The sequence below is a fragment of the Defluviimonas sp. SAOS-178_SWC genome (assembly GCF_039830135.1).
In the GTDB taxonomy this organism is placed as follows: domain Bacteria; phylum Pseudomonadota; class Alphaproteobacteria; order Rhodobacterales; family Rhodobacteraceae; genus Albidovulum.
On sequence record NZ_CP156081.1, the window covers coordinates 1,073,917 to 1,099,023 of the forward strand.

21 protein-coding genes are annotated in these 25,107 nt (G+C 67.2%); 12 read left to right on the forward strand and 9 right to left on the reverse strand.

Translation table 11 applies throughout. The features are described from left to right. Positions 1 to 489: 489 nt before the first annotated feature. Positions 490 to 1,530: a tryptophan--tRNA ligase gene (gene trpS, locus V5734_RS06130; RefSeq protein WP_347312621.1), complete on the reverse strand. Its 1,041-nt coding sequence runs from the start codon at positions 1,528 to 1,530 to the stop codon at positions 490 to 492. 86 nt (positions 1,531 to 1,616) lie between these two features. Between trpS and V5734_RS06135 the strand changes: the two genes are divergently transcribed. Then, positions 1,617 to 2,303, forward strand: a complete 687-nt coding sequence (locus V5734_RS06135) for a rhomboid family intramembrane serine protease (protein ID WP_347312622.1) — start codon at positions 1,617 to 1,619, stop codon at positions 2,301 to 2,303. Here V5734_RS06135 and murJ read toward each other — a convergent pair. From murJ to V5734_RS06150, 3 genes are read right to left on the reverse strand one after another with little or no spacing between them, the layout of a single operon-like run. After that, the gene (gene murJ / locus V5734_RS06140; protein ID WP_347312623.1) at positions 2,294 to 3,838 is read right to left on the reverse strand and encodes a murein biosynthesis integral membrane protein MurJ; all 1,545 of its coding nucleotides are present in this window, start codon (positions 3,836 to 3,838) and stop codon (positions 2,294 to 2,296) included. The two genes, V5734_RS06135 and murJ, sit on opposite strands and share 10 nt — an antisense overlap. Then, the gene (locus V5734_RS06145) at positions 3,835 to 6,627 is read right to left on the reverse strand and encodes a [protein-PII] uridylyltransferase (RefSeq protein ID WP_432759668.1); all 2,793 of its coding nucleotides are present in this window, start codon (positions 6,625 to 6,627) and stop codon (positions 3,835 to 3,837) included. The genes murJ and V5734_RS06145 overlap by 4 nt, the downstream gene beginning before the upstream one ends. Further along, positions 6,611 to 7,783: a penicillin-binding protein activator gene (locus tag V5734_RS06150; RefSeq protein WP_347312625.1), complete on the reverse strand. Its 1,173-nt coding sequence runs from the start codon at positions 7,781 to 7,783 to the stop codon at positions 6,611 to 6,613. The genes V5734_RS06145 and V5734_RS06150 overlap by 17 nt, the downstream gene beginning before the upstream one ends. Before the next feature lie 121 nt (positions 7,784 to 7,904). Here V5734_RS06150 and rsmI point away from each other — a divergent pair, with 121 nt between their 5' ends. From rsmI to gshB, 3 genes are all read left to right on the forward strand, one after another. Then, positions 7,905 to 8,765 carry a 16S rRNA (cytidine(1402)-2'-O)-methyltransferase gene (gene rsmI, locus V5734_RS06155; RefSeq protein ID WP_347312626.1) on the forward strand — a complete coding sequence of 287 codons (861 nt, stop codon included), beginning with the start codon at positions 7,905 to 7,907 and terminating at the stop codon, positions 8,763 to 8,765. A gap of 29 nt (positions 8,766 to 8,794) precedes the next feature. Continuing rightward, positions 8,795 to 9,115: a YraN family protein gene (locus V5734_RS06160; RefSeq protein WP_347312627.1), complete on the forward strand. Its 321-nt coding sequence runs from the start codon at positions 8,795 to 8,797 to the stop codon at positions 9,113 to 9,115. Between the two features lie 70 nt (positions 9,116 to 9,185). Next, complete coding sequence (gene gshB / locus V5734_RS06165; protein ID WP_347312628.1) at positions 9,186 to 10,127, forward strand: glutathione synthase; 942 nt, start codon at positions 9,186 to 9,188, stop codon at positions 10,125 to 10,127. Here gshB and V5734_RS06170 read toward each other — a convergent pair. Beyond that, a complete protein-coding gene (locus V5734_RS06170) occupies positions 10,124 to 11,638 on the reverse strand; it encodes a YifB family Mg chelatase-like AAA ATPase (RefSeq protein WP_347312629.1) in 1,515 nt (504 codons plus the stop codon). The genes gshB and V5734_RS06170 overlap by 4 nt on opposite strands. Before the next feature lie 54 nt (positions 11,639 to 11,692). Continuing rightward, positions 11,693 to 12,562: a glutathione S-transferase gene (locus tag V5734_RS06175; RefSeq protein WP_347312630.1), complete on the reverse strand. Its 870-nt coding sequence runs from the start codon at positions 12,560 to 12,562 to the stop codon at positions 11,693 to 11,695. A gap of 157 nt (positions 12,563 to 12,719) precedes the next feature. On the opposite strand from V5734_RS06175, the gene coaBC reads away from it, so the two are divergent. The 7 genes from coaBC to V5734_RS06210 all read left to right on the forward strand — a co-directional run bounded on the left by coaBC (position 12,720) and on the right by V5734_RS06210 (position 20,210). Then, positions 12,720 to 13,916, forward strand: a complete 1,197-nt coding sequence (gene coaBC, locus V5734_RS06180) for a bifunctional phosphopantothenoylcysteine decarboxylase/phosphopantothenate--cysteine ligase CoaBC (RefSeq protein WP_347313583.1) — start codon at positions 12,720 to 12,722, stop codon at positions 13,914 to 13,916. A gap of 57 nt (positions 13,917 to 13,973) precedes the next feature. Then, positions 13,974 to 14,441 (forward strand): dUTP diphosphatase, encoded by a 468-nt coding sequence (gene dut, locus V5734_RS06185; protein ID WP_347313584.1) that lies wholly within the window; start codon positions 13,974 to 13,976, stop codon positions 14,439 to 14,441. Next, positions 14,438 to 15,463, forward strand: coding sequence for a HesA/MoeB/ThiF family protein (locus V5734_RS06190; protein ID WP_347312631.1), 1,026 nt, complete (start codon positions 14,438 to 14,440; stop codon positions 15,461 to 15,463). Before dut ends, V5734_RS06190 begins: the two co-directional genes overlap by 4 nt. Positions 15,464 to 15,589: 126 nt before the next feature. After that, entirely contained in the window at positions 15,590 to 17,617 is a 2,028-nt protein-coding gene (locus V5734_RS06195; RefSeq protein WP_347312632.1) for a M3 family metallopeptidase, read from the forward strand. Positions 17,618 to 17,877: 260 nt separating this feature from the next. Further along, on the forward strand, positions 17,878 to 18,957 hold the full coding sequence (locus tag V5734_RS06200) for an NAD(P)/FAD-dependent oxidoreductase (RefSeq protein ID WP_347312633.1): 1,080 nt from the start codon (positions 17,878 to 17,880) through the stop codon (positions 18,955 to 18,957). A gap of 35 nt (positions 18,958 to 18,992) precedes the next feature. Further along, the gene (locus V5734_RS06205; RefSeq protein ID WP_347312634.1) at positions 18,993 to 19,766 is read left to right on the forward strand and encodes a glycoside hydrolase family 25 protein; all 774 of its coding nucleotides are present in this window, start codon (positions 18,993 to 18,995) and stop codon (positions 19,764 to 19,766) included. Between the two features lie 99 nt (positions 19,767 to 19,865). After that, positions 19,866 to 20,210, forward strand: coding sequence for a carboxymuconolactone decarboxylase family protein (locus V5734_RS06210; RefSeq protein ID WP_347312635.1), 345 nt, complete (start codon positions 19,866 to 19,868; stop codon positions 20,208 to 20,210). 80 nt (positions 20,211 to 20,290) lie between these two features. Here V5734_RS06210 and V5734_RS06215 read toward each other — a convergent pair whose 3' ends face one another. Next, positions 20,291 to 22,792 (reverse strand): GcvT family protein, encoded by a 2,502-nt coding sequence (locus V5734_RS06215; RefSeq protein WP_347312636.1) that lies wholly within the window; start codon positions 22,790 to 22,792, stop codon positions 20,291 to 20,293. A 115-nt stretch (positions 22,793 to 22,907) separates the two neighbouring features. Next, entirely contained in the window at positions 22,908 to 23,483 is a 576-nt protein-coding gene (locus tag V5734_RS06220; RefSeq protein WP_347312637.1) for a hypothetical protein, read from the reverse strand. 202 nt (positions 23,484 to 23,685) lie between these two features. Here V5734_RS06220 and V5734_RS06225 point away from each other — a divergent pair, with 202 nt between their 5' ends. Next, entirely contained in the window at positions 23,686 to 24,660 is a 975-nt protein-coding gene (locus tag V5734_RS06225) for a quinone oxidoreductase family protein (protein WP_347312638.1), read from the forward strand. On the opposite strand, the gene V5734_RS06230 is transcribed toward V5734_RS06225, so the two are convergent. Next, entirely contained in the window at positions 24,657 to 25,103 is a 447-nt protein-coding gene (locus V5734_RS06230) for a DMT family transporter (protein ID WP_347312639.1), read from the reverse strand. The genes V5734_RS06225 and V5734_RS06230 overlap by 4 nt on opposite strands. Positions 25,104 to 25,107 lie beyond the last annotated feature (4 nt).

A 25,107-nucleotide genomic window follows, 5' to 3' on the forward strand; every position in this document is an offset into this window, starting at 1 on the left:
CAGTCCCCTTCAAGTTGGGGAACCTACTATCCAAGCGATGAGGTTTGTCTGACAAAACCCGTATCCATAGAGTGTTCTCGGTGGCGAAACCGGGAGGGTTCGCACTTGTCATTGATACACCGACCGATTTCGATGTTACCTATCGAGTTTCGTTGTCAGTGGAAAGCACTTCGTGATCCCCTCCTGGGATATGGGATCACGCAGGCCGGGGGGGGGGGCGGCCTGCTATCTTGCAATTGGCGGTGCATTCGGTTGCCAGGCGGTGATGGAGGTTGTGCGGCTTTCCGAAGACCTTTCAATCTTCCAGCCAGCCATGCAGACAGTCGCCGTTCTGGACACTTTTTTTGATACGTTGTCCGCAGCTTTGTGACGATTTCTACCGGTCGGTGGAATTTCCGATCTTCCATGTCGCTATAGGTCCGGGCAGGTGACCTCGCTGGGGCAGGATTAACAGGTTCAGTTTCGTTGTGGGCCGGCGGTTTGCTGAATTCAATCCGCTCGCGACCGGATCATCCCGACGATGTCGAGCGTCTGCGCGAGGATCGGCTGTGCGATCGCATCGGCGCGCTCGGCGCCCTCGCCAAGCGTGCGGTCGATCTCGGCCGGATCGGCCATCAGCCGCTTCATCTCGCCCGAGATCGGCGCCAGGGTCGCCACCGCAAGCTCGGCCAGCGCGGGCTTGAAGGCGCCGAAACCGTGGCCCGCGAAGCGTTCCAGCACTGCCTCGGGCGCCTCGCCGGCGAGGGCGGCGTAGATGTTGACGAGGTTGCGTGCTTCGGGCCGGTCCTTCAGTTCGGCCAGCGTCTCGGGCAGCGGTTCGGCATCGGTCCGGGCCTTGCGGATCTTCTGCGCGATGGCATCGGCATCGTCGGTCAGGTTGATGCGGCTCGCATCCGAAGGATCGGACTTCGACATCTTCTTCGTGCCGTCGCGCAGACTCATCACCCGCGTCGCCGCACCCTCGATCAGGGGCTCGGTGATGGGGAAGAAATCCACCTTGTAGTCGTGGTTGAACTTCGCGGCGATGTCGCGGGTCAACTCAAGGTGCTGCTTCTGATCCTCGCCCACAGGGACCATGGTTGCGTGGTAAAGCAGGATGTCCGCCGCCATCAGCGAGGGATAGGCCAGAAGCCCGAGCGAGGAGTTCTCCGCGTTCTTGCCGGCTGTCTTGTCCTTGAACTGCGTCATCCGGTACATCCAGCCGATGCGCGCGACGCAGTTGAGGATCCAGGCAAGCTCGGCATGGGCCGAGACCTGGCTCTGGTTGAAGAGGATGGAGCGGGTGGGGTCGATGCCCGCCGCGATGAAGGCTGCCGCCGCCTCGCGCGTCTGGGCGCGCAGGCGCTCGGGGTCCTGCCAGACCGTGATCGCGTGAAGGTCGACGAGGCAGTAGATCGTTTCGATCCCCTCGTCTTGCTTTTCCACGAACCGCTTCAGTGCGCCGAGGTAGTTGCCGAGCGTCAGCCCGCCCGACGGCTGGATGCCGGAAAAGATGCGCGGTTTGAAACTGGCATTGGCGGCGTCGGTCATGACCGTCCCCTCGGGTTCAGGCGTCTGGAATTTTCTGTCCCGCTCGCGTATCGCAGGGGGAATGCCCCGTCAACAAGGAGAGCGCCATGCGGCCAGGCTATGACGAGACGCCGGTCAATCCCCTCCCGCCGGTGGTCTGGCTTCTGGTGCTGCCCATCGTCGCGATGGAAGTCGTGCTGAACGCCGGCACGATGGGGCTCGCCGGTGGCCCGGACGCGATCGGCTGGCGCAGCGACGCGCTCCAGCGCTTCGCTCTGTCGCCCGAGATGCTCGACCAGATGATCGCCACGGGGCAGTTCAGCCTGGACTATGTGATCCGCTTCGTCAGCTATGCCTTCGTCCACGGAAACCTGACCCACGCGATCTTTGCCACAGTCTTCATCCTCGCGCTCGGCAAGTTCGTGGGGGAGGTCTACGGGTTCTGGTCGGTGCTCACGGTCTTTTTGGGCGCGGTCATTGCGGGCGGACTTGCCTATTCGCTGGTGCCGGGGCTCAGGATGGCACTTTACGGCGCCTATCCGGGGGCTTACGGCCTGATCGGGGCCTTCACCTTCATCCTCTGGGCGCGGCTCGGGGCTGCGCATGCGAACCGCGCGCGGGCCTTCACGCTGATCGGATTCCTTCTTGGCATCCAGCTTGTGTTCGGGGCGCTTTTCGGCGGGGCGCCGGACTGGATCGCCGATCTTGCGGGCTTCGGCGCCGGTTTCCTTCTGTCCTTCGTCGTGGGCCCCGGCGGCCCGGCACATCTGCTCCGGCTGATCCGTCAGCGCTGACGCGACAGTCCCGAGCGGAAGTCCGAGATCCGGAAGGCGCCGAGAAGGTAGGCGGTGGCGCCGTAGACGGCCATTCCGGCCAGAACCAGCACCGCAAGCGCCCAGTAGCGGTGGCCGTGGGAGGAGAGCTGGTCGGCGAGTGCGGTCTCGGCCCCCCAGAGGAACAGCCCCATCACGACTGACGCCGCGATGGTGCGGGGCAGGCGGGAGCGCAGCCTGTCGTCTGCGCGGGCGGCATCCCCCATATGCCGGGTTCCGAGCCAGAGTTGCGCCGTCATCGCCCAGCCGGCCAGCGTGGTGCCGAGCGCGGCGGCGATGAAGCCGAGGAAGGGGGCGAGGCCGATGGCAAGCCCCGCATTGATCACCATCGACCAGACGGCGAAGCGGAACGGCGTCTTCGTGTCCTCGCGTGCGAAGTAGAGCGGCTGCAACACCTTTTGCAGGACGAAGGCTGGTAGGCCCGCGCCATAGACGGCGAGCGCCAGCGCGGTGGGCGCGCTGTCGGCCCCGGTGAAGGCCCCGCGTTCATAGAGGACGGCGATCAGCGGCAGCGGGATCACCATCAGTGCCACCCCGGCCGGCACGGTGAGGAACAGGGCGAATTCCGTCGCGCGGCTCAGCGCATAGCGGCTGCCGAACGTGTCCTCGGCTTTCAGCCGGCGCGAGAGGTCGGGCAGAAGCACGATGCCGATGGCGATGCCGACAACGCCGAGCGGCAGTTGATAAAGCCGGTCGGCATAGGAAAGCCAGGCAATGGCGCCTTCGAAGAAGCTGCCGACCTGTCGTCCGACGAGAAGATTGATCTGCACCACGCCGCCAGCCAGAACCGCAGGTCCGGCAATGGTCAGAAGACGGCGAAGATCGGGTGTCATCCGGGGGCGTTTCAGGCGCAGCGGGAAGCCCATCCGCGCGGCCGCGATCCAGACGAGCGCAAGCTGGGCAAGGCCGGTGACGGGCGTCGCCCAGGCCATCGTCAGCCCCATGTCCCAGCCGGACCAGTCCGCCGTCACCATCGCGCCGATGAAGATCACGTTGAGAAGGACCGGCGCCCCGGCCGCCGCGATGAACCGACCGCCGGCGTTCAGAAGCCCTGACAGAAGGGCGGTCAGCGAGATGAAGAGGATGTAGGGAAAGCAGATCCGCCCGTATTCGACCGCGAGCGGCAGACGCTCGTCCCCGGCGAAACCGCTGGCCATGGCGAGCACCAGCCACGGCATCGCCACCATCGCGACGATGGAGACGAGAAGCACGACAAAAGCGAGGCCGGCGAAGGCATCCTCGGCAAAACCCTTCGGGTCTTCGCCTGCTTCGAGCTTCTTGGAAAAGAGCGGCACGAAGGCGGTGTTGAAGGCGCCCTCGGCGAAGAAGCGGCGGAACATGTTCGGCAGCGTGAAGGCCACAAGGAACGCTTCGGCCACCGGCCCGGTGCCAAGATAGGCGGCGATCAGCACGTCGCGGACGAAGCCGACGATGCGGCTCAGCAAGGTCCAGGCCCCCACCGTCAGGAAGCCGCGTATCAACCGGATCGGCTTCATTCGCCGCGGGCCCGTTGGGCGCCTTCGGCGATCGCTTGCCGGAGCTTCCTCTCCAGGCTCTCCTGCTTCGATTTCGTATGCAGCTTCAGACCGAACATATCCTTGACATAGAACGTGTCCACGACCTGCGCGCCGAATGTCGCGATCACCGCGCTGGCGATATAGATGTTGTTCGCGGCCAGCGTCCGCGTGAGGTCGTAAAGAAGCCCGGGCCGGTCGCGGGTGTCGACCTCGACGATCGTGTAGATTTCGGAGCCTTCGTTGTCGAAGGTGATGTGGGTCGGGAACTGGAACTGGCGCTCGCGCTTCTTGATCTTGTCGCGGTCCTTGAGCGCGTCGCGGGCCACGACCTCACCCTTGAGTGTCTTTTCGATCATCCCGCGCAGGCGCGGGAGGCGGTCCGTCTCATACGGGTGGCCCTCGCTGTCCTGCACCCAGAAGACGGCCGTCGCATAGCCGTCCTTCGACGTATAGGTGCGCGCATCGACGACGTTGGCGCCGACAAGCGCCAAAGCGCCGGCCAGCCGCGAGAAGATGCCCGGATGGTCGGCCAGCACGAAACAGGCCCGCGTCGCGTCGTGGTCGGGGTCAGGCTTGATATCGACGCGGATCGCATCGTCGGGAATGTCGCGCAGAAGCTCCGCGAAAATCTTGTGTGTGTCGGTCGAAAGCCCCTGCCAGTAGGGATCGTAGTGCCGCGCCGTCTCGCGTCGGACCTCCTTTGCATCCCAGTCCGTCAGGGCCTCGCGCAGGGCGCGCTTGGATTCGTCTTGCCGCTTGGCGCGGTTGACGTTTTCCAGCCCGGCTTCGAGCGCTTCGGCCGTTTCGGAGTGGAGACGGCGGAGAAGCATCGCCTTCCAGTTGTTCCAGGTATTCGGCCCGACGCCGCGGATGTCGCAGACCGTCAGCACCGTCAGAAGGTCGAGGCGCTTCCGCGTCTTCACCACCTTGGCGAAGTCGCGCACCGTGCGCGGGTCCGACAGGTCGCGCTTTTGCGCCATGTCGGACATGAAGAGGTGGTAGCGCACCAGCCATTCCACCGTCTCGCACTCTTCGGCATTGAGCCCGAGCCTCGGGGCGACCTTGCGGGCAATACGGGCACCGAGAATGGAATGATCCTCGGTGCGGCCCTTGCCGATGTCGTGCAGCAGGAGCGCCACATAAAGGACGCGCCGATTCACGCCCGCGTCGAGGATCGACGACGAGAGCGGCAATTCCTCGATCAGTTCGTGACGTTCGATCTGAGCGAGGGTGGAGATCGTCTGGATCGTGTGTTCGTCCACCGTGTAGTGGTGGTAGACGTTGAACTGCATCATCGCCACGATCGGCTCGAATTCCGGGATAAAGGCCGAGAGCACGCCAAGTTCGTTCATCCGCCTGAGCGCCCGCTCGGGATTCCCGTGCTTCAGCATCAGGTCGAGGAAGATCCGCGTCGCCTCGCGGTCCTCGCGCATCTCGTCGTCGATCATGTCGAGATTGGCGGTGACGACCCGCATTGCATCGGGGTGGATGAGATAGCCGGTGCGCAATGCCTCCTCGAAGATCCGCAGGAGGTTGAGCTTGTCCGTCTGGAAGGCCTTGGCGTTGGAGATGTTGATCCGGCCGTTGTCGATCCGGTAACCCTCACGCATCTTCTTGCGGCGGCGAAGGAGCCCGACGAGCATCGCCTCGCGCTTCGCGTGGCGCGCCTCGAGCGCAGTCAGGAAGACCCGTGTCAGTTCGCCCACATGGGTCGCGTGGCGGAAATAGTCCTGCATGAAATGTTCGACGGCGCGGCGGCCACCGCTGTCGGTGTAGCCCATGCGCTTCGCCACCTCGACCTGAAGGTCGAAGGTCAGCTGGTCGTTGGCGCGCCCGGTGATCAGGTGAAGCTGGCAGCGCACCGCCCAGAGGAAATCCTCCGCCGCCGCGAAGGTCTGGTACTCCTCGCGCCGGAACAGGCCCTGATCGACAAGTTCCGCCGCCTGCCGCACGCCGTGGATATACTTGCCGATCCAGTAGAGCGTTTGCAGATCCCGCAGGCCACCCTTGCCCTCCTTGACGTTTGGCTCCAGCACATAGCGCTGGCCACCTTGCCGTTTGTGCCGGTCTGCCCGTTCGGCCAGCTTCGCCTCGATGAACTCGGCGCCGGTGCCCTTGAAAAGGTCGTTGCGCAGTTTCTTTCGCAGCTCCGCAGCGAGCGGCTGGTATCCGATAAGGAAGCGGCGCTCGAGAAGGGCCGTGCGGATCGTGTAGTCCTCGCGCCCGAGGCGCAGACAGTCCTTCACGGTGCGGCTGGCATGCCCGACCTTCAGCCGGAGGTCCCAAAGGATATAGAGCATCGACTCGATGACGCTCTCGGCCCAGGGGGTCATCTTCCAGGGTGTGAGGAAAAGCAGGTCGACGTCGGAATGCGGCGCCATCTCGGCGCGCCCGTAGCCGCCGACGGCAAGGACCGCCATTCGTTCGCCCTCGGTCGGAGTGGCGAGCGGGTGGAGCACCTCGCTCACCAGCTGGAACACGATTTCGATCGTCGCGTCCATCAGCGCGGCATAGGCCCGAACGGTCGCGTGGGCGGCGCGTGGGTGTTCGGCGAAATCGGCCGCGATGAGGGCGAGGACCTCGGCCCGCGCCGTCGCCAGCGCCTCGACGATCAGCGCCCGTTTGGCGCGGGTATCCTCGGCCTCGGCCAAGCGTATGCGAAGACCCGCGCCGAAGCTGGCGGTGTCGAAGATCGTATGGTCGCCGATGGCGGCGGGAACCGGAGGTCGGGGCGCGACGCTGGTCGCGGGCTCAGAAGCCCGCGCCACCGAAGCTTCTTGGGGCAGGATCAATCACGACCACCTGTGCATTCTGGATCTGCGCGACGGCGAGGCCGCGTTCGTTGGTGCCGTCGGGCAGGAGCCGGAAGACCCCGTTCACGCCGGCGAAACCGGAGCCTTGCGTCAGCGCCGCGGCACTGAGCCCGCCGGTCTTGCCGCCCTTGGCGAGGGCGCCGATGGCGGCGATTCCGTCATAGGCGAGGCCGGCGATCGGGTGCGGGCTTTCGCCGTAGGCGGCCATGAAGCGCGACTGGAACTGGCCCGCGAGGCCGGGATCGGGAAGGGCGAACCAGCCGCCCTGAACCCCGGGCATCGACAGCGTGGCCGAGGGGATGTCCCAGCGGGTGAGCCCGACGAATTGCGCGGTTTGGGAATTGACGCCCGCTTCGGGCAGAAGCTGCGCGAGAAGGGGAAGCGCGCCGGCCGAGTCCGCGGTGAAGAAGACCGCGTTCGCCCCCGAGCTCCGCACTTGTGCGGCGATCTGGGGGGCGGCGTCGATCACGCCCTGTTGCGAGAATGCGTAAGACGCCGTCCCGGCGATGGTCGCGCCCGAACGCTGGGCGGCGATACCGATCGCCCGGCTTCCAAGGTCGCCGGCGGCGGTCTGGTCCTTGACGATCATGATCCGGCCCTTGCCGGAACGGGCGGCGTAGGAGACGAGGCGGTTCGCGGTGTTCTGGAAGGTCGGGCCGAGGACGAAGACGTTGCCGCCGGCAATGTCGGTGTTGTTGGAGAATGACAGGACGTTGACACCCGTCCCGGCGACCGCGACACCCGCCGCGTTCGCGGCCTCGGCGAAGACCGGTCCGAGGATGATCTTGGCGCCGTCGTCGACCGCCTGCCGCGCCATCGCGGCCGACGTGCCGGCATCGGACCCCGCGTTATAGACGCGCAGGTCGATCTGCACCCCGTCAAGGTCGGCGATAGCGAGGTCGGCCGCCTGCTTGAGGTTTCGCGCGAGAACCTCGTCACCGGAATTGCCCGAACCGCCAGGCAGGATCAGCGCAACCTGAACCGGCGCGCCCGCGTCGATGGAGGGGCCACGGCCCGACGGCATCGGTTCGCAGGCGGCAAGCGCGAAGGCGGCCGCGACGAGCGCGGCCCGGGTCAGAGCCTTGCGGCGGGTACTCAAAAGGTTGAACATGGTACGATCCTCAACTCTGGGGTCTAGGGTCTCGATCTCGGGTCCGGGGTACGGGGCGAACAATGGCGGCGAGACTAGGCGTTCCGCCGCGCGAAGTAAACGCAGGAGCGAGGGGACGGCAATGACCGGCCAAGGACAGGCGCTGGCCCCCGGGCTCTATTTCGTCGCGACGCCGATCGGGGCCGCGCGCGACATCACCCTGCGCGCGCTCGATATCCTCGGCACCGCCGACGTGATCGCGGCCGAGGATACGCGGACGCTCAGGCATCTGATGGACATTCATGGCGTGGCGCTCGGCGACCGGCCGCTCTGGGCCTACCACGATCACAACGGCGAACGTGTCCGGCCGAAGATTGTCGCCGCGCTGGCCGAAGGAAAGTCCGTCGCCTATGCGTCGGAGGCGGGCACGCCGCTCGTCGCGGATCCCGGCTTCCAGCTTGGCCGCGCCGCCGTCGCGGCCGGGCATCCGGTGATCGCGGCGCCCGGACCCTCGGCGGTCCTGGCGGCACTGACGGTTTCGGGTCTGCCATCCGACCGGTTCCTCTTTGCGGGCTTTCCGCCGACATCGGGCGGCCAGCGGCGCCAGTGGCTGGCGGAGCTTGCGGCCGTCCCGGCGACGCTCATCCTCTACGAATCTCCCAAGAGGCTTCAGGCTTTGTTAGGGGATCTTGCGCAAAGTTTCGGAGAGGACCGGCAGGCCGCGATCTGCCGGGAACTGACCAAACGCTTCGAGGAGGTCACGCGCGGCTCGCTCGCCGAACTGGCGGCGGCCTATGCGGACCGGGCCGTTCGCGGCGAGATCGTCGTCGTGATCGACCGGGCGGGGCAGCGCGTGGCCGATCCCGCCGAAATCGAGGCGGAGCTGAGAAAGGCGCTGGAATGCCACTCGACGAAGGATGCGGCGGCCCTTGTGGCGGAGACGATGGGGCTTCCGCGCCGGCAGGTCTACCAGATCGCGCTGAAACTCGCCGGCGACGGGTAAGGGGGGCGGTCGCCCATCATGGGGGGCGCGTGGCCGAAGACCAGGTCGAGGCGCATTACCGGCGTCGGGGATTCGACATCGCCGCGCGGCGCTGGCGCGGGCGGGGAGGGGAGATCGACCTGATCGCGCGCGACGGCGACCGTGTGGTGTTCATCGAGGTGAAAAGTGCGGCAACCTTCGCCGCTGCCGCCGAGCACCTCTCGGCCCGACAGATCGCGCGACTCTGCGCGGCAGCCTCGGAATTCCTCGGCAATGAGCCTCGCGGCCAGGACACCGAGATGCGGTTTGACGTCGCCTTGGTCGACGGCACCGGCCGCATTGACATCATCGAGAACGCCATCGGCTTCTGATCGCGGATTGCATCCCGTCCCCACCTCGGTCATCAATCGTGCCCGGTTGAAGACGAAAGGGCAGGCGCGCATGGCACTCAAGGTCGCAATTCAGATGGACCCGGTCGAGGGCATCAATATCGATGCCGATTCGACCTTCCGCATCGCGATCGAGGCGCAGGAGCGGGGGCATTCGCTTTTCTACTACACGCCCGGCCGGCTCAGCTATCGCGAGGGGCGGGTGCTGGCGCGTGGCTGGCCGCTGGAGTTGCGGCGCGAGAAGGGCAATCACTTCACCCTCGGTGCCGAAACCGAGGTCGATCTGGGTGAGTTCGACGTGGTCTGGCTGCGTCAGGATCCGCCCTTCGACATGGGCTACATCACCACGACCCATCTTCTCGACATGATCCATCCGAAGACGCTCGTGGTGAACGACCCGTTCTGGGTCCGCAACTACCCCGAGAAACTTCTGGTCCTGAATTTCCCCGGTCTGACGCCGCCGACGCTGATCGCCCGCGACCTCGCCACGATCCGCGACTTCAAGGCCGAGCATGGCGACATCATCCTGAAACCGCTCTATGGCAACGGCGGCGCGGGCGTCTTCCGGCTCGACCCGAATGACCGTAACCTCGCCTCGCTCCACGAGCTTTTCATCGGCATCAACCGAGAGCCCTTGATCGCGCAGAAATACGTGCCCGCCGTCGTGAAGGGCGACAAGCGCGTGATCCTGGTGAACGGCGAGCCGGTCGGCGCGATCAACCGAATTCCGGCCGAGGGCGAGACACGGTCAAACATGCATGTCGGTGGCCGGCCGGAGAAGGTGGCGCTGACGGACCGTGACCGCGAGATCTGTGCCGCGATCGGCCCCACTTTGCGCGACAAGGGGCAGATCTTTGTCGGCATCGACGTGATCGGCGACTGGCTGACGGAAATCAACGTGACCTCGCCCACCGGAATCCAGGAACTGGAGCGCTTCGACGGCACCAACACCGCCAGGAAAATCTGGGAAGTGATCGAGGCGAAGCGCGCCTAGCGCCCCGCCTGCACGCTGAGCCGATAGCTGACCGCCTCGGCCACGTGAGGTTTGCGCACCTCTTGCGACCCGGCGAGGTCGGCGATGGTGCGGGCGACCCGCAACACGCGGTGATAGCCGCGCGCCGACAGGCCGAAGCGTTCGGCGACCTTGGCCAGCAGGTCGCGGCCTTCGCTGTCCGGGGTCGCGACCTCTTCCAGAAGCCGCCCCTCGGCATCGGCATTCACGCGGATGTCGTTGTGGTCCGCGAAGCGCGCCGCTTGCGTCTCGCGGGCGGCGGCGACGCGTTCGGCGACGGTGGCGGAGGCTTCGCCGGAATCCGGCAGATCCAGATCGGTATAGGCCACGGGCGGCACTTCGACGCGCAGGTCGATCCGGTCCATCAGCGGGCCGGAGATGCGGCCGAGATAGTCCTCGCCGCATTGCGGCACCCGGGCACAGGACCGCGCCGGATCGGTGAGGTAGCCGCATTTGCAGGGGTTGGCGGCGGCGACGAGAAGGAAGCGGCAGGGATAGCGGATATGGGCATTGGCGCGGGCAACCACGACCTCACCCGTCTCGATGGGCTGGCGCAGGGTTTCCAGTACCGCGCGGGGAAATTCGGGGAACTCGTCGAGGAAGAGGACCCCATTATGGGCAAGGCTGATCTCGCCCGGTTTTGCCCCGCGCCCGCCGCCGACGATGGCCGCCATCGAGGCGGTGTGGTGGGGTTCCCTGAACGGCCTTGTGCGGCTGATCCCGCCCTCGTCGAGAAGGCCGGAGAGCGAGTGGATCATCGACGTCTCCAGCGCCTCGACGGCCGAAAGCGGCGGCAGGATGCCCGGCATCCGCGCCGCCAGCATCGACTTTCCGGAACCGGGCGTGCCGACCATCAAAAGGTGATGCCGCCCCGCCGCAGCGATCTCCAGCGCCCGCTTCGCGCGTTCCTGGCCCTTCACGTCGCGCAGATCCCGCGCGGCGGGATCGCGCCGGACCTCGCCCGGTGTCGCCGGAGTGATCGGTGCCTGTCCGGTATAGTGACGCAGCACGTCGGCGAGGGTCGCCGCCGCGATCACCGGGGTCGCGCCGACCCAGGCGGCTTCCGGCCCGCAGGCTTTCGGGCAGAGGAGGACGCGCTCTTCCTCCGCCGCCGCCATGGCGGCCGGGAGGGCACCGATCACCGGCACGAGGCGGCCGTCGAGCGAGAGTTCCCCGAGCGCCACCGTCGCCTCGACCTCTTCCCGGGGCACGATGTCGATCGCGGCGAGAAGGGCGAGCGCGATCGGCAGGTCGAAATGCGAACCCTCCTTCGGCAGGTCGGCGGGCGAAAGGTTGATGGTGATCCGCTTCGAGGGCAGCGCGATCGACATCGCCGTCAGTGCCGCGCGGACCCGGTCGCGCGCCTCGGAGACCGCCTTGTCGGGCAGGCCCACGACCGAAAAGGCCGGCATCCCCGCCGCGACGGCGCATTGCACCTCGACGATCCGCGCCTCCACCCCTTCGAAGGCCACCGTATAGGTGCGCGCCACCATGAGCCGTCCCCTTAATTTTGGTTAACGGCTAGCAGAGACAGGGTTTAGGAATGGTTAACGCGCGACCATCGCCATGAAGGCGGGCCACACTTCGGGATCGGCCAGCGTCTTGTCGCGGCAGAAGGGATTGCAGAAGCCCCAGACCTTACCGTCCAACTGCAGGAAATCCGTCACCGGCTTGCCGGAATAGGGGCAGGCGCCGTTTTCGGACGGGCCGTCGGCGATCTCGGCCGCGCGCGGTGCCGGGCCTGGCCAAGGGCGTTCCGCGAAAGGCTTGCGGTAAAAAGCCTGCTCGTAGTGCTGGGCCCAGCCCATCGCCCGCCAGCGCCGGAAGGCGGGATCGGCCAGATGGGCGGCGACATAGGCCGCGCCCGCGTCCGAGACCGGCAGGTTGTAGGTGGCGATCCGGGCCGCGACCGGTGCGAAGAAGGCGTCCGCCGCCGAATAGGCGCCGAAAAGCCAGGGCGTGCCGGTGCCGAAGCGGCCGCGCGCCTCGGCCCAGAGCGCCTCCAGCCTTGCGAGATCGGCAAGAACTTCAGGTCGTGGCGCGCTGTCGACATAGCTCTTGGCGAGGTTCATCGGGCAATCGCCGCGCAGGTCGGAAAAGCCCGCATGCATCTCGGCCGCGATCCAGCGGGCGAGCGCCCGCGCCGCCGGATCCTCGGGCCAGAGCCTGGCTTCGGGGTGGCGTTCGGCGAGGGTTTCGGCCATCGCCAGGGTCTCGCCGACCACCCAGCCTTCGGGCGTCCGCATCGCCGGGACGAGCCGCGCGGGCGCGAACCCGGCCAGGAGCCGGTCGAAGTCAGGCGTATAGAGAACGCCGGTGTGGCATGTCACCGGAAGCCCGAATTTTTCGAAGAGTAACCAGCCGCGTAGCGACCAGCTGGAATAGGTGCGATCGCCGATGGCGAGATGATAGGTCATGGATGCCTCCGTTCCGCCGGCACGCTAGAGCCGCCGGCGCCGTTGCGCACGTTCATATTCGTGTCCCTCCTCATCACGGCTCGTGATGATCCCCGCGCCGCTTGTCATCGGGGCGGGGCGGGCCTAATCCTTGGGACGGGAAACCGGAGAGATCCTCATGCTGTCGGGCAAGCGCATCCTTCTCATCATCGGCGGCGGCATCGCGGCCTACAAGTCGCTCGACCTGATCCGGCGGCTGAGGGAGCGCGGGGCAGCGGTGACGCCGGTCCTGACCCGCGCGGCGGAGGAGTTCGTGACGCCGCTGTCGGTGGCCGCGCTCGCCGGCGGGAAATGCTACGGCCACCTTTTCGACCTGACCGACGAGGCCGAGATGGGGCATATCGAACTGTCCCGCGCCGCCGATCTGGTGGTCGTCGCCCCGGCCACCGCCGACCTGATGGCGAAGATGGCGGGGGGGCATGCGGATGACCTCGCCTCGACGCTTCTGATGGCGACCGACAAGCGCGTGCTGATCGCGCCGGCGATGAACGTGCGGATGTGGCTTCACCGGGCGACGCAACGCAATATCGCGACGCTGCGGGCCGACGATGTCCGCTTTGTCGGCCCCAATGAGGGCGACATGGCCTGCGGCGAATACGGGCCAGGGCGGATGGCGGAGCCCTTGGGGATCGTAGCCGCGATCGAGGCGGCGATGGGCGACGGGCCGATGGCGGGCCGGCATGTGATCGTGACCTCCGGCCCGACGCATGAGCCGATCGACCCGGTGCGCTACATCGCCAACCGTTCCTCGGGGGCGCAGGGAACCGCGCTGGCGCGGGCCTTGCGCGATCTCGGTGCGCGGGTGACTTTCGTGACCGGCCCGGCGAGCGTGCCGCCACCGGGCGGCGTGGAGGTCGTGCGTGTCGAGACGGCGATCGAGATGCTGGAAGCGGTGAAGGCCGCCTTGCCCGCCGAGGCGGCGGTCTTCGCCGCCGCCGTCGCGGACTGGCGGGTGACGCATGCGAGCGCGTCGAAGATGAAGAAGGATGCGTCGGGCAAGGCGCCGGCGCTCGATTTCGCGGAGAACCCGGACATCCTCGCCACGGTGGCGCAGATGACGCCGGGCCGTCCCAAGCTCGTCGTCGGGTTCGCCGCCGAGACGGACGATGTCATCGCCCATGCCCGCGCCAAGCGGGCAAGGAAGCAGTGCGACTGGATCGTCGCGAACGACGTGCGGCCGGCGACCGGGATCATGGGCGGCACGGAGAATGCCGTGACGCTGATCACCGCCGAGGGCGCCGAGGAATGGCCGCGCCTGCCGAAGGACGAGGTGGCGCGGCGGCTCGCGGCGGGCATCGCCGCGGCGTTGGGATAGGCCGAGGCGGCGGATGCCTCCGGCGGGGATATTTGAGACAAGATGAAGGGACATGGCATGGCGCCGGTGATCGCAGTTCTGCGCGAGGAATGGGCCGACCCGACGGTGCCGCTGCCATCCTACGAGACGGCTGGCGCGGCAGGTGCCGACATCCGCGCAAACCTTCCCGAAGCCGAGCGGGAGACGGGGTTTGTTCTGCGGCCGATGGAGCGGCGGGTCGTGCCGACCGGGTTGCGCGTGGCGATTCCCGACGGGTTCGAGATGCAGATCCGGCCGCGGTCGGGCCTTGCGCTGAAGCACGGGATTTCGCTGCCGAATACGCCGGGGACGATCGACAGCGACTATCGCGGGCCGCTCGGCGTGCTGCTGATCAATCTCGGGCCCGATCCTTTCGTGGTCGGGCATGGGGATCGGATCGCGCAGATGATCGTCGCGCCGGTTATCCGCGCCGTCTTCGCGGAGGCGTCGGGCCTGGACGGGACCGCACGGGGGGCGGGCGGGTTCGGCTCGACGGGGCAGCAATGATCGTGCTTCTGATCGCGGCGGCGGTGATGGCGGTCGGGCTTGTCCTCCGGGTTCCCTGGCGCGTCATCCTCGGGATGCTGGCGATCCTCTGGGCCGGGGCGCTTCTCGCGCATCTCACGCTGCCGTCCGGACATGCGCTGACGCGGATGCTCGGCGGCGATGCGCGGGCCTGGGGCGCGCTCGGGATCGGGGTCGCGCTCGTACTTGCCTATCGTGCCGGTCTGGCGCGGCTGAGGGCGCGGGCGGTCGCGCCGGAACCGGTGGCGGGCTCCGTGTTCTCCGAGGCGGAGCTGGACCGGTATGCCCGGCATATCGTGTTGCGCGAAGTGGGTGGGATGGGTCAGCGCCGCTTGAAGGAGGCGAAGGTGCTGGTCGTGGGGGCCGGGGGGCTCGGGTCGCCGGCGCTTCTCTATCTTGCCGCGGCCGGTGTCGGCACGATCGGGGTGATCGACGATGATACGGTGTCGAACTCGAACCTCCAGCGCCAGGTGATCCATACCGATGCCCGGATCGGGATGCCGAAGGTGTTCTCGGCCGAGATGGCCATGAAAGCCCTCAACCCGCATATCGCTGTCAAGCCCTACAACCGGCGGCTGACCGGGGCCGAGGCGCCGGCGCTTTTTGCCGAATATGACCTGATCCTCGACGGATCGGACAGTTTCGACACGCGATACATGGTAAACGAGGCGGCGGTGGCGGCGAAAAGGCCGCTGATCTCGGCCGCGATCACCCAATGGGAAGGGCAGATCAGCCTTTACGATCCCGCGCACGGGGCGCCGTGCTATGCCTGCATCTTCCCCGAGCGCCCCGCCGACGGTCTGGCACCCGCCTGTGCAGTGGCTGGCGTGATGGGCGCGCTGCCGGGCGTCGTCGGCGCGATGATGGCGGTCGAGGCGATCAAGGAGATCACCGGGGCGGGAGAGGGGATGAGGGGCCGGATGTTCATCTACGACGCGCTTTACGGCGAGAGCCGCCAGATCAAGCTGAAGCGCAGCCCGTCCTGCGCCGTCTGCGGGGGATGACGGCCCTCGGGGGCGTCGAGCCCCCTCGGCCCGGCCGCCTGCGGGAGTGTTTTCGAACAGAAGAAGGGGCGGGGTTCTGGTCAATTCCAATCCACGGGCCTAGCTTTCGCGGCAAAGGAGACCGCCATGATCAATCCGCTGCTTTCCCCCTGGACGGGCGACTTCGCCCTGCCGCCCTTCGCCGCGATCCGCGATGCCGATTTTGCCCCCGCCTTCGACGCCGCCCTTGTCGAGGCGCGGGCGAATATCGCGGCTATCGCCGGCAATCCCGAGGCGCCGAGCTTCGCCAATATGGTCGAGGCGCTTGAACTGTCGCAGGACGCGCTCGACCGGGTGGCGGGGGTCTTCTACAACCTTGCCGGGGCCGACAGCACGCCGGAGCGCGAGGCCCTGCAGCGCGATCTGGCGCCGAAGTTGGCGGCGTTCTCCTCCGAAGTCACGATGAATGCGGGGCTCTTCGCCCGGATCGAGGCGCTCTGGCAGGGGCGCGAGGGGCTTGGGCTCTCGGCGGAAGCGGTGCGGGTGCTGGAGCTTTACCGGCGGATGTTCGTCCGCGCGGGCGCTGCCCTGGACGGGGAGGGACGGCAGCGGATGGGCGAGGTGAAGGAACGCCTTGCGGTTCTTTCGACGGCCTTCACGCAGAATCTTCTGGCGGATGAACGCGAATGGGCGTTGCCCCTGTCCGAAGCCGACCTCGAAGGGTTGCCGGATTTCGTCGTCGCGGGCGCGAGGGCGGCGGCGGAGGAGCGCGGGCAGGACGGCCATGTCCTGACGCTCAACCGCTCGCTCGTCGTGCCGTTCCTGCAGTTCTCGCCGCGCCGCGACTTGCGCGAAGTGGCGTACGAGGCCTGGGTGGCCCGGGGCGCCAATGGCGGCGCGACGGACAACCGGGCGCTTGCCGCGGAGATCCTGAAGCTCAGGGAAGAGCGGGCGAAGCTTCTCGGTTACGACAGTTTCGCCGCCTACAAGCTCGAACCCGAAATGGCGAAGACGCCCGGGAATGTTCGCGACCTTCTGATGCGGGTCTGGACCCCCGCGCGGGCCAAGGCCGAGGCGGATGCGGACGTGCTGACCCGGATGATGCATGAGGACGGGGTCAACGGCGATCTCGAGGCCTGGGACTGGCGCTACTACTCCGAGAAGCGGCGCAAGGCCGAGCACGATCTCGACGAAGCGGAGCTGAAGCCCTATTTCGGCCTCGACGCGATGATCGGCGCGGCCTTCGACTGCGCAACCCGGCTTTTCGGTCTCCGCTTCCGGTCGCTCGACGTCACCCTCTACCACCCTGATGCGCGGGCCTGGGAGGTGACGCGCGACGGCCGGCATGTCGCGGTCTTCATCGGCGACTATTTCGCCCGCGCGTCGAAGCGGTCCGGTGCCTGGTGCTCGACCTTCCGCGAGCAGAGAAAGCTCGGGCAGGACCAGCGCCCGGTCGTCGTCAATGTCTGCAACTTCGCCAAGCCCGCGACGGGCGAGCCGGCGCTTTTGTCCTGGGACGATGCGCGCACACTCTTTCACGAATTCGGCCATGCGCTGCACCAGATGCTTTCGGATCTGACCTACGGTTTCATTTCCGGAACATCTGTGGCGCGCGATTTCGTCGAACTGCCGAGCCAGCTTTTCGAGCACTGGCTGGAAGTGCCGGAAGTTCTGGATACCCATGCCCGCCATGCGCGGACCGGCGCGCCGATGCCGGCGGCGCTTCGCGACCGGCTTCTTGCGGCGGCGACCTACGACCAGGGATTCGGCACCGTCGAATACGTAGCCTCGGCGCTTGTCGATCTGGCGTTCCACGAGGGCGCGGCGCCGGAAGACCCGATGGCGGTGCAGGGCGCGGTCCTGGCCGGGATCGGCATGCCGCATGCGATCCGGATGCGCCACGCGACACCGCATTTCGCCCATGTCTTCGCCGGGGACGGTTATTCCTCGGGGTATTACAGCTACATGTGGTCCGAGGTGATGGATGCCGATGCCTTCGGCGCCTTCGAAGAGGCGGGCGATCCCTTCGATCCCGCGACCGCTGTGCGGCTCGAGCGGCACATCCTGTCCGCCGGCGGATCGGAAGAGGCGGATGCGCTGTACACGGCGTTCCGCGGGCGGATGCCGGGGGTCGAGCCGCTCCTCAAGGGCCGGGGGCTGCTCGAGCCGGCCTGAGATCCGGGCCTTTGGCCGGGGCCAGCCGGCGCGGCGACGATCCACATGATCTCCGCCGGGCCGGCAGTCAGGGCTGTCGACGCCTTGTCGGTCCACCTGCCGTCGGACGATACCGGCGCGACAGGGCGTCCGCCCGCTCACTCCGCCGGTATCGGCCTTCTCACCGCGCCCGCACTTTTTCTCCGAACTCGCCGACGCTCCGTCCGCTCTTCTGACGCGGGTTCTTCCCTTGGCTCGGGCGCCATGCCAGAGTGCCGCGCATGACGAACGATTTCCTGATCATCGGCGGCGGCATTGCCGGCATCTCGGCGGCCGCGCGGCTGTCGCATCTGGGCTCGGTCACTGTGCTGGAGGCCGAGGATCACCTCGCCCATCACGCCTCCGGCCGCTCGGCCGCGCTCTTCGAGCCGAATTACGGCCTCGCCCCCGTCGTCGCCCTGTCGCGGGCGAGCGAGGACCATCACCGTCATGCCAATGGCGGGGTGCTGAGCCCGCGCGGCTTGCTCCTGGTCGCGGGCGCCGACGAGGCCGCGCCGTTCGCAGCCGACTGCGATGTGCTCGGTCTTCATGACATCCCGGTAGACGAGGCGCAGGCGATGGTGCCGATCCTCGATCGGGCGAAGGTCGCGCTGGCGGCACATGCCGATCACGCCTGGGACATCGACACCGACCTTTTGATCCAGAATTTCGTCCGGGAGGCGAAAGCCAATGGCGGCCAGGTCCTGACCCGCGCGCGCGTCACCGCCATCGTTCGCGACGGCGGCATCTGGCGCGTGACGAGCCCTGCCGGCGATCACGAGGGTCGGATCCTTGTGAACGCCGGTGGTGCCTGGGCGGACGAGGTGGCGGCCATGGCGGGCCTTGCGCCACTGGGCTTCACCCCTCTCCGCCGCTCGATGGCGCGGATCCCGGCCCCCGGGGGCCACGATCCCGCGCGGTGGCCGATGATGATGGGCACGGGCGAGACGTGGTATGCCAAGCCCGATGCCGGTGCGCTCATCGTCTCGCCGGCCGAGGAGCATCCGAGCCATCCGCACGACGCCTGGGCCGACGACATGGTTCTCGCCGAAGGGCTGGCGCGGTACGAGGAGATGGTGACCGAACCGGTGACCCGGCTTCTCGCCTCCTGGGCGGGGTTGCGAACCTTCGCCCCCGACCGGGTGCTGGTGATCGGCCCGGACCCGGCGGTGCCGTCGTTCTTCTGGCTCGCCGGGCAGGGCGGTTATGGCTTTCAGACCGCGCCGGCGGCGAGCCGGCTCGCGGCCGATCTGCTTGGCGGCGGCTCGCCGGAAATCGATGCGGAAACCATTACGGCCCTTTCGCCGAAACGCTTCGCGTGACATCCTCTTCTCGCCAGAGAACGAGGGACGGGCTGATGGGAAAGATCGGACGCGGACTTGCGATCGTGGCCCTTGCTGCCTTGACCGCCTGTGGCGGTGGCAACAGCAAGGTGTCCGGGATTCCCAACCGGTTCAGCGATCTCGATCCCTATGACTGGAGCGGCATCACCCCTGCACACCACCCGGTTCACGGCGTCGATGTCTCGCGCTGGCAGGGCGGGATCGACTGGCCGCGTGTCGCGCGTTCCGGCGTCGCCTTCGCCTTCATCAAGGCGACCGAGGGCGGCGACGTGGCCGATCCGGCCTTCCGGGCGAACTGGCGGTCGGCCGCGCGGGCAGGCGTCGCGCGCGGCGCCTATCACTTCTTCTACCTCTGCCGCCCCGCCGCCGAACAGGCCCGCTGGTTCATCGCCCATGTCCCGCGCGCGGCGGGTGCCCTTCCGCCGGTCCTCGACATCGAGTGGAACCACGCCTCGCGCACCTGCCGCACCCGCCCCGACCCCGAGACGGTCCGCGCCGAGATCGCCACGTTCCAGCGCATGGTCGGCAGCCATTTCGGCCAGCGCCCGCTGATCTACACCACCGTCGATTTCTGGCGCGACAACGATCTCGGCCGGCTCCGGGGCGAGGAATTCTGGCTGCGCTCGGTCGCCGGTCATCCGCGCGGCACCTTCCCCGGCCAGAGGTGGAGCTTCTGGCAATATACCGGCACCGGCGTCGTGCCCGGCATCGCGGGCGCGGCCGACCTGAACGCTTTTGCAGGGACCGAGGCGGATTGGGCGGCATGGCTCGCCCGCCGGCGGCTCTGACGCGGCGTCATATTCCCAAATCGGAATGACTTGACGGAGGTCAAGGCCGGAGCGTTGCGCCCCATGCGATGGCCAGACGACCCCAATCCGGAGACCGTCATGAGCTATCTCGACCAGATCAACGACACCCGCAGCGAACTGCGGGAGCTTTACAAGACCGCGCCCGCCGCGACGGCCGGCTTCTCGGCGCTCTCGAAGGCGGTGAAGGACAACGGGCCGCTCTCGGTCAAGGAAAAGGAATATGTGGCACTCGGCATGGCGGTCGCGCTGCGCTGCGCGCCGTGCATCAACTTCCATGTCGAGGCGCTGATGAAGGCGGGTGCCACCCGCGAGGAACTCGGCGACGTCCTCGCGATGGCGATCCAGATGGGCGGCGGCCCGACGCTGATGTACTCCGCCTCGGCGCTTGCCTGCTGGGATGAACTCGCCGCCGCGAAAGCGTAAGGGCCGGTCTCCCGGCCCCTTCATCTTGCCTGAAATATCCCGGGGGTCCGGGGGCAGCGCCCCCGGCCTTCCCACCGGGGTCAGCCGTTGACGCGGATGCGCTCGTTCGCGGGGTCGAAGGGGCTGTCCTCGACGACCTCGGCATCCCATTCCTTCAACAGCATGCGGATCTTGAGCCTGGTGCCGACCTCGGCCAGTTCCGGGCTGACATAGCCCATGCCGATCTGCTTGCCGAGGGCGACGGAGTAACCGCCCGAGGTCAGACGGCCGACCTTCTTGCCGTCCTTCAGGATCGCTTCCTTGCCCCAGGGATCGGTGTCCTCCGGACCGTCGATCAGAAGCGTCACGCATCTGGAGCGCACACCAGTGTCGATCATCGCCTGCTTGCCCCGGAAATCCTTCGCGAGGTCGATGAAGCGGTCGAGACCGGCCTCGGCGGGCGTCGCGTCGCGGCCAAGCTCGGTGCCGAAGGCGCGGTAGGACTTCTCCTGGCGCAGCCAGTTCTGGGCACGGGCGCCGACAAGTTTCATCCCGTGCTTCTTACCGGCGGCCAGAAGCAGATCCCAGAGATAGCGCTGCATCTCGATCGGGTGATGGAGTTCCCAGCCAAGCTCACCCGTATAGGCCACGCGGATCGCGTTGACCGGGCACATGCCAAGCTCGATTCTGCGGGCCGAGAGCCAGGGGAAGCGCTTGTTCGACAGCGCGGTGTCCGGCTCGGCATCCTTGATGACCTCCTTCAGGATGTCGCGCGATTTCGGGCCGGCGATGGCGAAGACGCCCCATTGGGTTGTGACGTCGTGGATGTCGATGTGACCGCCGCCCCGGCCCATGAAATCCTCGGCCGATTTTCGAAGGTAATCCGCATCGTAGGCCGTCCAGGCGCCGGCGGAGACGAGGTAGTAGTCGTTCTCGCCATTGCGGACGATCGTGTATTCGGTGCGCGTCGTGCCCGCATCGGTCAGCGCATAGGTCAGGTTGATGCGGCCGACCTTGGGCAGCGCGTTGCAGGTGAACCAGTCGAGGAATTCGGTCGCGCCCGGGCCGCGCACGGTATGCTTGGTGAAGGCTGTGGCGTCGATCAGGCCGGCGGTCTCGCGGATCGCCTTGGCCTCGTCCACCGCATATTGCCACCACGCGCCGCGGCGGAACGACCGCGCATCGTGGTCGAACGAGGCGGGCGCGTCCTTCGGCCCATAGTAGTTCGGGCGTTCCCAACCGTTCACCTGGCCGAATTGCGCGCCGAGCGCCTTCTGGCGGTCATAGACCGGCGCGGTGCGCAAGGGGCGGCAGGCTTCGCGCTCCTCGTCCGGGTGGTGGAGGATGAAGACGTGCTCATAGCACTCTTCGTTCTTCCGCGCGGCATATTCGGTCGTCATCCACGAGCCGTAGCGCTTGGGGTCGAGGCTCGCCATGTCGATCTCGGCCTCACCGTTCACCATCATCTGGGCGAGGTAGTAGCCGGTGCCGCCTGCGGCGGTGATCCCGAAGCTGAACCCTTCGGCCAGCCACATGTTGCGCAGGCCCGGCGCCGGGCCGACCAGCGGGTTGCCGTCCGGCGTGTAGCAGATCGGGCCGTTGAAATCGTCCTTGAGGCCGACGGTTTCCGAGGACGGCAGACGGTGGATCATCGACATGTATTCCTCCTCGATCCGCTCGAGGTCGAGCGGGAAGAGGTCGGCGCGGAACGATTCCGGAACGTCGTATAGGAAGCGGGCGGGTGCATTGCGCTCATAGGGGCCGAGGATCCAGCCGCCGCGCTCTTCACGGACATACCATTTGGCGTCGGCGTCGCGCAGGACCGGGTGTTCCGGGTTCCCGGCCTTGCGCCATTCCTGGAGCATCGGGTCCGGCTCGGTCACGATATACTGATGCTCGACCGGGATCGCGGGGATCTTGATCCCGAGAAGCCGCGCGGTGCGCTGGGCGTGGTTGCCGGTCGCGGTCACGACATGCTCGGCGATGATCACGACCTGCTCGTCCGAGGGGACGAGGTTGCCGCCCTTTTCCACCATCTTGGTGCAGGTGACCTGCCACTCCGACCCGGTCCAGTGATAGGCGTCGACCTGCCACTTGCGCTCGATCGTGCAACCGTGCTGGCGCGCGCCCTTGGCCATCGCCTGGGTCACGTCGGCGGGGTTGATATAGCCGTCCTGGGGATGGAAGAGGGCGCCCTTCAGGTCATCGGTCCGCACCAGCGGCCAGCGCTCCTTGATCTCCTTCGGGGTGAGGAACTCGTGGTAGACGCCGGCCGTCTCGGCCACGGACGAATAGAGCATGTATTCGTCCATCCGCGCATCGGTTTGCGCCATACGGAGGTTGCCGACGACCGCGAACCCGGCGTTCAGTCCCGTCTCCGCCTCAAGCGACTTGTAGAAGTCGACCGAGTACTTGTGGATATGCGTTGTCGCGAAGGACATGTTGAACAAGGGCAGAAGCCCCGCCGCGTGCCAGGTGGAGCCGGACGTCAGTTCGTCCCGCTCAAGGAGCATCGTGTCCCAGCCCGCCTTGGCGAGATGGTAGGCGATACCGGTTCCGACGGCACCGCCGCCGACGACAAGCGCTTTGACATGGGTCTTCATCGGGCCGACTCCTCGGATGCTTGGAATTGAACCTTATCTGCCAGAGCCGGAAAAACGCGGAAAGGTCAGCCCGACCTAAACGGGCGGAAAAACGACATGAGGGGGAGTGCGGAGGTCAGTCGCCGCCGATGCTGCACCGCTTGACGCCGTCCGAGAGCGTGCAGTTCGACCCGCCAATGCGCTTGACCGTCACCTCCGATGGCGCCGATTGGGGGTCCGAATTGCGGTCGCCACCCCCCAGAACGCCCGAGATCATGCCCCAAATTCCCCTGCTTCCGTCCGGCGCGGCGCCGTCGGCAGGCAGCGCCGCAGCCTCCTTGATCGAGGAGACGGTTTCCGGCTCCGTGTCGAGGTCGGGCTCCACACCGGCAATGCCGGCGAGGGGGACGTCAAGTGCCGTCAGCGCAGGATCTTCCTTGATCTCGCCGGGGTCGAATTCGCCCCTCGTCCCGCCTTCGGTGGCCTCTGGCAGAGGATCGCGGGCCGCCGTCGTCGAAAGATTGCCGCGAAGCGCCGGGGTCTCGGCTGCCTGCCGCTGACCGGTGAGCCGGGCCGGGATGGTGGCGACATAGGCGCCCGCTGCGAACCGGCCCGGCGCCGAACCCGCAACCCTTGCCTGGTTGATATAGTCGACGGCGCCGGCGGCGCCGGCGGTGATCACGGCAAAGGCCGCAAGAAAAGCTTTCGACATCGGTAAGGCCCCAATGGTCAACAATGGGTTCCATCGCACCGGAATTGGGCCCGAATGTGACCACTTCCGGGTGATGTGGGACCCGCTCCCGAAAATGCTCTCGTTCTCTGCGATGGCAGTCCGTCTGCACCGAAACCGCTCGACCTGTCTGGTGCGGGCGCTTACATCTGCATGTAGAGCGGAACAGAGGGGAGGATGCGGCATGGCGCGGACGGTCATCATCGAAAGCGTGGGCGGCCCGGAGGTTCTCAAGATAGCGGACTGGCCGGTCGGCGACCCCGGACGCGGCGAGGTGCGGATCGCGCAGAAGGCTTGCGGGCTCAACTTCATCGACGTTTACCAGCGCTCGGGTCTCTACAAGCTCGACATGCCCGCCGCGCTCGGAATGGAGGCGGCAGGCATCGTCGAGGCTGTGGGCGAGGGCGTCATGCATCTGGCGGTCGGCGACCGCGTCGCCTATGCCTCGACCCCCCCCGGCGCCTATGCCGAGGCGCGGGTGATGCCCGCCGCGCAGGTCTGCCGGCTGCCGGACGGCATCGGGTTCGAGACGGGGGCGGCCGCGATGCTGAAGGGGCTGACGGTCGACTACCTCTTCAACCGCACGACGCCTCTCAAGAAAGGTGACTGGGTACTCTTTCACGCCGCTGCCGGCGGGGTCGGGCTTATCGCCTGCCAGTGGGCGCGGTCCGAGGGCATCAACCTCATCGCCACGGCGGGGACCGACGCCAAGTGCCAGATGGCGCTCGATCACGGGGCCAGCCATGCGATCAACTACCGGATCGGCTACTTCGCCCCCCGCGTGCGCGAGATCACCGGCGGGCGCGGCGTGGACGTGGTGATGGATTCGGTCGGCAAGGATACGTTCGATGGCTCGCTCGACTCCCTTCGGCCGTTTGGGATGATGATCTCCTTCGGCTCGGCGTCGGGGCCGGTGCCGCCCCTGAACATCATGACCCTTGCCGCGAAAGGTTCGCTGAAGATCACGCGGCCGACGGTCTTCAATCATATCGCGGATCATTCGACCTGTCAGGAGATGGCCGGACGGCTCTTTTCCAAGATCCTGTCGGGGGCGGTGAAGATCGACATCGGCCAGCGCTTCCCGCTCGATCAGGTCGCCGACGCACATCGGGCGCTGGAGGCGCGGGCGACGACCGGCTCGACGGTGCTGACGCTCTAGCTGCGGGACAACAGAAGCCCCGCCGCGACGAGACCGACGGCGATGACGCGGCGGAACGAGACGGGCTGGGTCGCAAGTCCGAACGCGCCGATGTGATCGAGGACCAGCGCACCGCCAAGTTGCCCGAGGATGAGCGCGACAAGAGCGGTCAACACGCCGAGCCCGGAAAGGCCGTAGATCACCGACCAGACATAGAAGGCGCCCAGAAGGCCTCCGGCGAGCTGCCACAAGGGCACGCCGGCCGCCTTAGTGAAGGGGGCCGCGCCCGACGTGGCCAGCGAGACCACGACCAGCGCCGCGAACCCGACGCCAAACGACACCGCGGCGGCGGAAAGCCCGCTGCCGATCGACCGGCCAAGGGCCGTGTTGATCGGGGCCTGCACGGCGATGGCGACGCCGCCAAGGAAGATGAGGATCAGGGCCAGAAGCGATCCTGCCGGCATCGGC

What these genes read in the sequence shown, in the direction of transcription:
- trpS (WP_347312621.1), bottom strand. Translation starts at nt 1,530, where the DNA reads ATGACCGACGCCGCCAATGCCAGTTTCAAACCGCGCATCTTTTCCGGC.
- V5734_RS06135 (WP_347312622.1), top strand. Translation starts at nt 1,617, where the DNA reads ATGCGGCCAGGCTATGACGAGACGCCGGTCAATCCCCTCCCGCCGGTG.
- murJ (WP_347312623.1), bottom strand. Translation starts at nt 3,838, where the DNA reads ATGAAGCCGATCCGGTTGATACGCGGCTTCCTGACGGTGGGGGCCTGG.
- V5734_RS06150 (WP_347312625.1), bottom strand. Translation starts at nt 7,783, where the DNA reads ATGTTCAACCTTTTGAGTACCCGCCGCAAGGCTCTGACCCGGGCCGCG.
- rsmI (WP_347312626.1), top strand. Translation starts at nt 7,905, where the DNA reads ATGACCGGCCAAGGACAGGCGCTGGCCCCCGGGCTCTATTTCGTCGCG.
- gshB (WP_347312628.1), top strand. Translation starts at nt 9,186, where the DNA reads ATGGCACTCAAGGTCGCAATTCAGATGGACCCGGTCGAGGGCATCAAT.
- V5734_RS06170 (WP_347312629.1), bottom strand. Translation starts at nt 11,638, where the DNA reads ATGGTGGCGCGCACCTATACGGTGGCCTTCGAAGGGGTGGAGGCGCGG.
- V5734_RS06175 (WP_347312630.1), bottom strand. Translation starts at nt 12,562, where the DNA reads ATGACCTATCATCTCGCCATCGGCGATCGCACCTATTCCAGCTGGTCG.
- coaBC (WP_347313583.1), top strand. Translation starts at nt 12,720, where the DNA reads ATGCTGTCGGGCAAGCGCATCCTTCTCATCATCGGCGGCGGCATCGCG.
- dut (WP_347313584.1), top strand. Translation starts at nt 13,974, where the DNA reads ATGGCGCCGGTGATCGCAGTTCTGCGCGAGGAATGGGCCGACCCGACG.
- V5734_RS06190 (WP_347312631.1), top strand. Translation starts at nt 14,438, where the DNA reads ATGATCGTGCTTCTGATCGCGGCGGCGGTGATGGCGGTCGGGCTTGTC.
- V5734_RS06195 (WP_347312632.1), top strand. Translation starts at nt 15,590, where the DNA reads ATGATCAATCCGCTGCTTTCCCCCTGGACGGGCGACTTCGCCCTGCCG.
- V5734_RS06200 (WP_347312633.1), top strand. Translation starts at nt 17,878, where the DNA reads ATGACGAACGATTTCCTGATCATCGGCGGCGGCATTGCCGGCATCTCG.
- V5734_RS06205 (WP_347312634.1), top strand. Translation starts at nt 18,993, where the DNA reads ATGGGAAAGATCGGACGCGGACTTGCGATCGTGGCCCTTGCTGCCTTG.
- V5734_RS06210 (WP_347312635.1), top strand. Translation starts at nt 19,866, where the DNA reads ATGAGCTATCTCGACCAGATCAACGACACCCGCAGCGAACTGCGGGAG.
- V5734_RS06215 (WP_347312636.1), bottom strand. Translation starts at nt 22,792, where the DNA reads ATGAAGACCCATGTCAAAGCGCTTGTCGTCGGCGGCGGTGCCGTCGGA.
- V5734_RS06220 (WP_347312637.1), bottom strand. Translation starts at nt 23,483, where the DNA reads ATGTCGAAAGCTTTTCTTGCGGCCTTTGCCGTGATCACCGCCGGCGCC.
- V5734_RS06225 (WP_347312638.1), top strand. Translation starts at nt 23,686, where the DNA reads ATGGCGCGGACGGTCATCATCGAAAGCGTGGGCGGCCCGGAGGTTCTC.
- V5734_RS06230 (WP_347312639.1), bottom strand. Translation starts at nt 25,103, where the DNA reads ATGCCGGCAGGATCGCTTCTGGCCCTGATCCTCATCTTCCTTGGCGGC.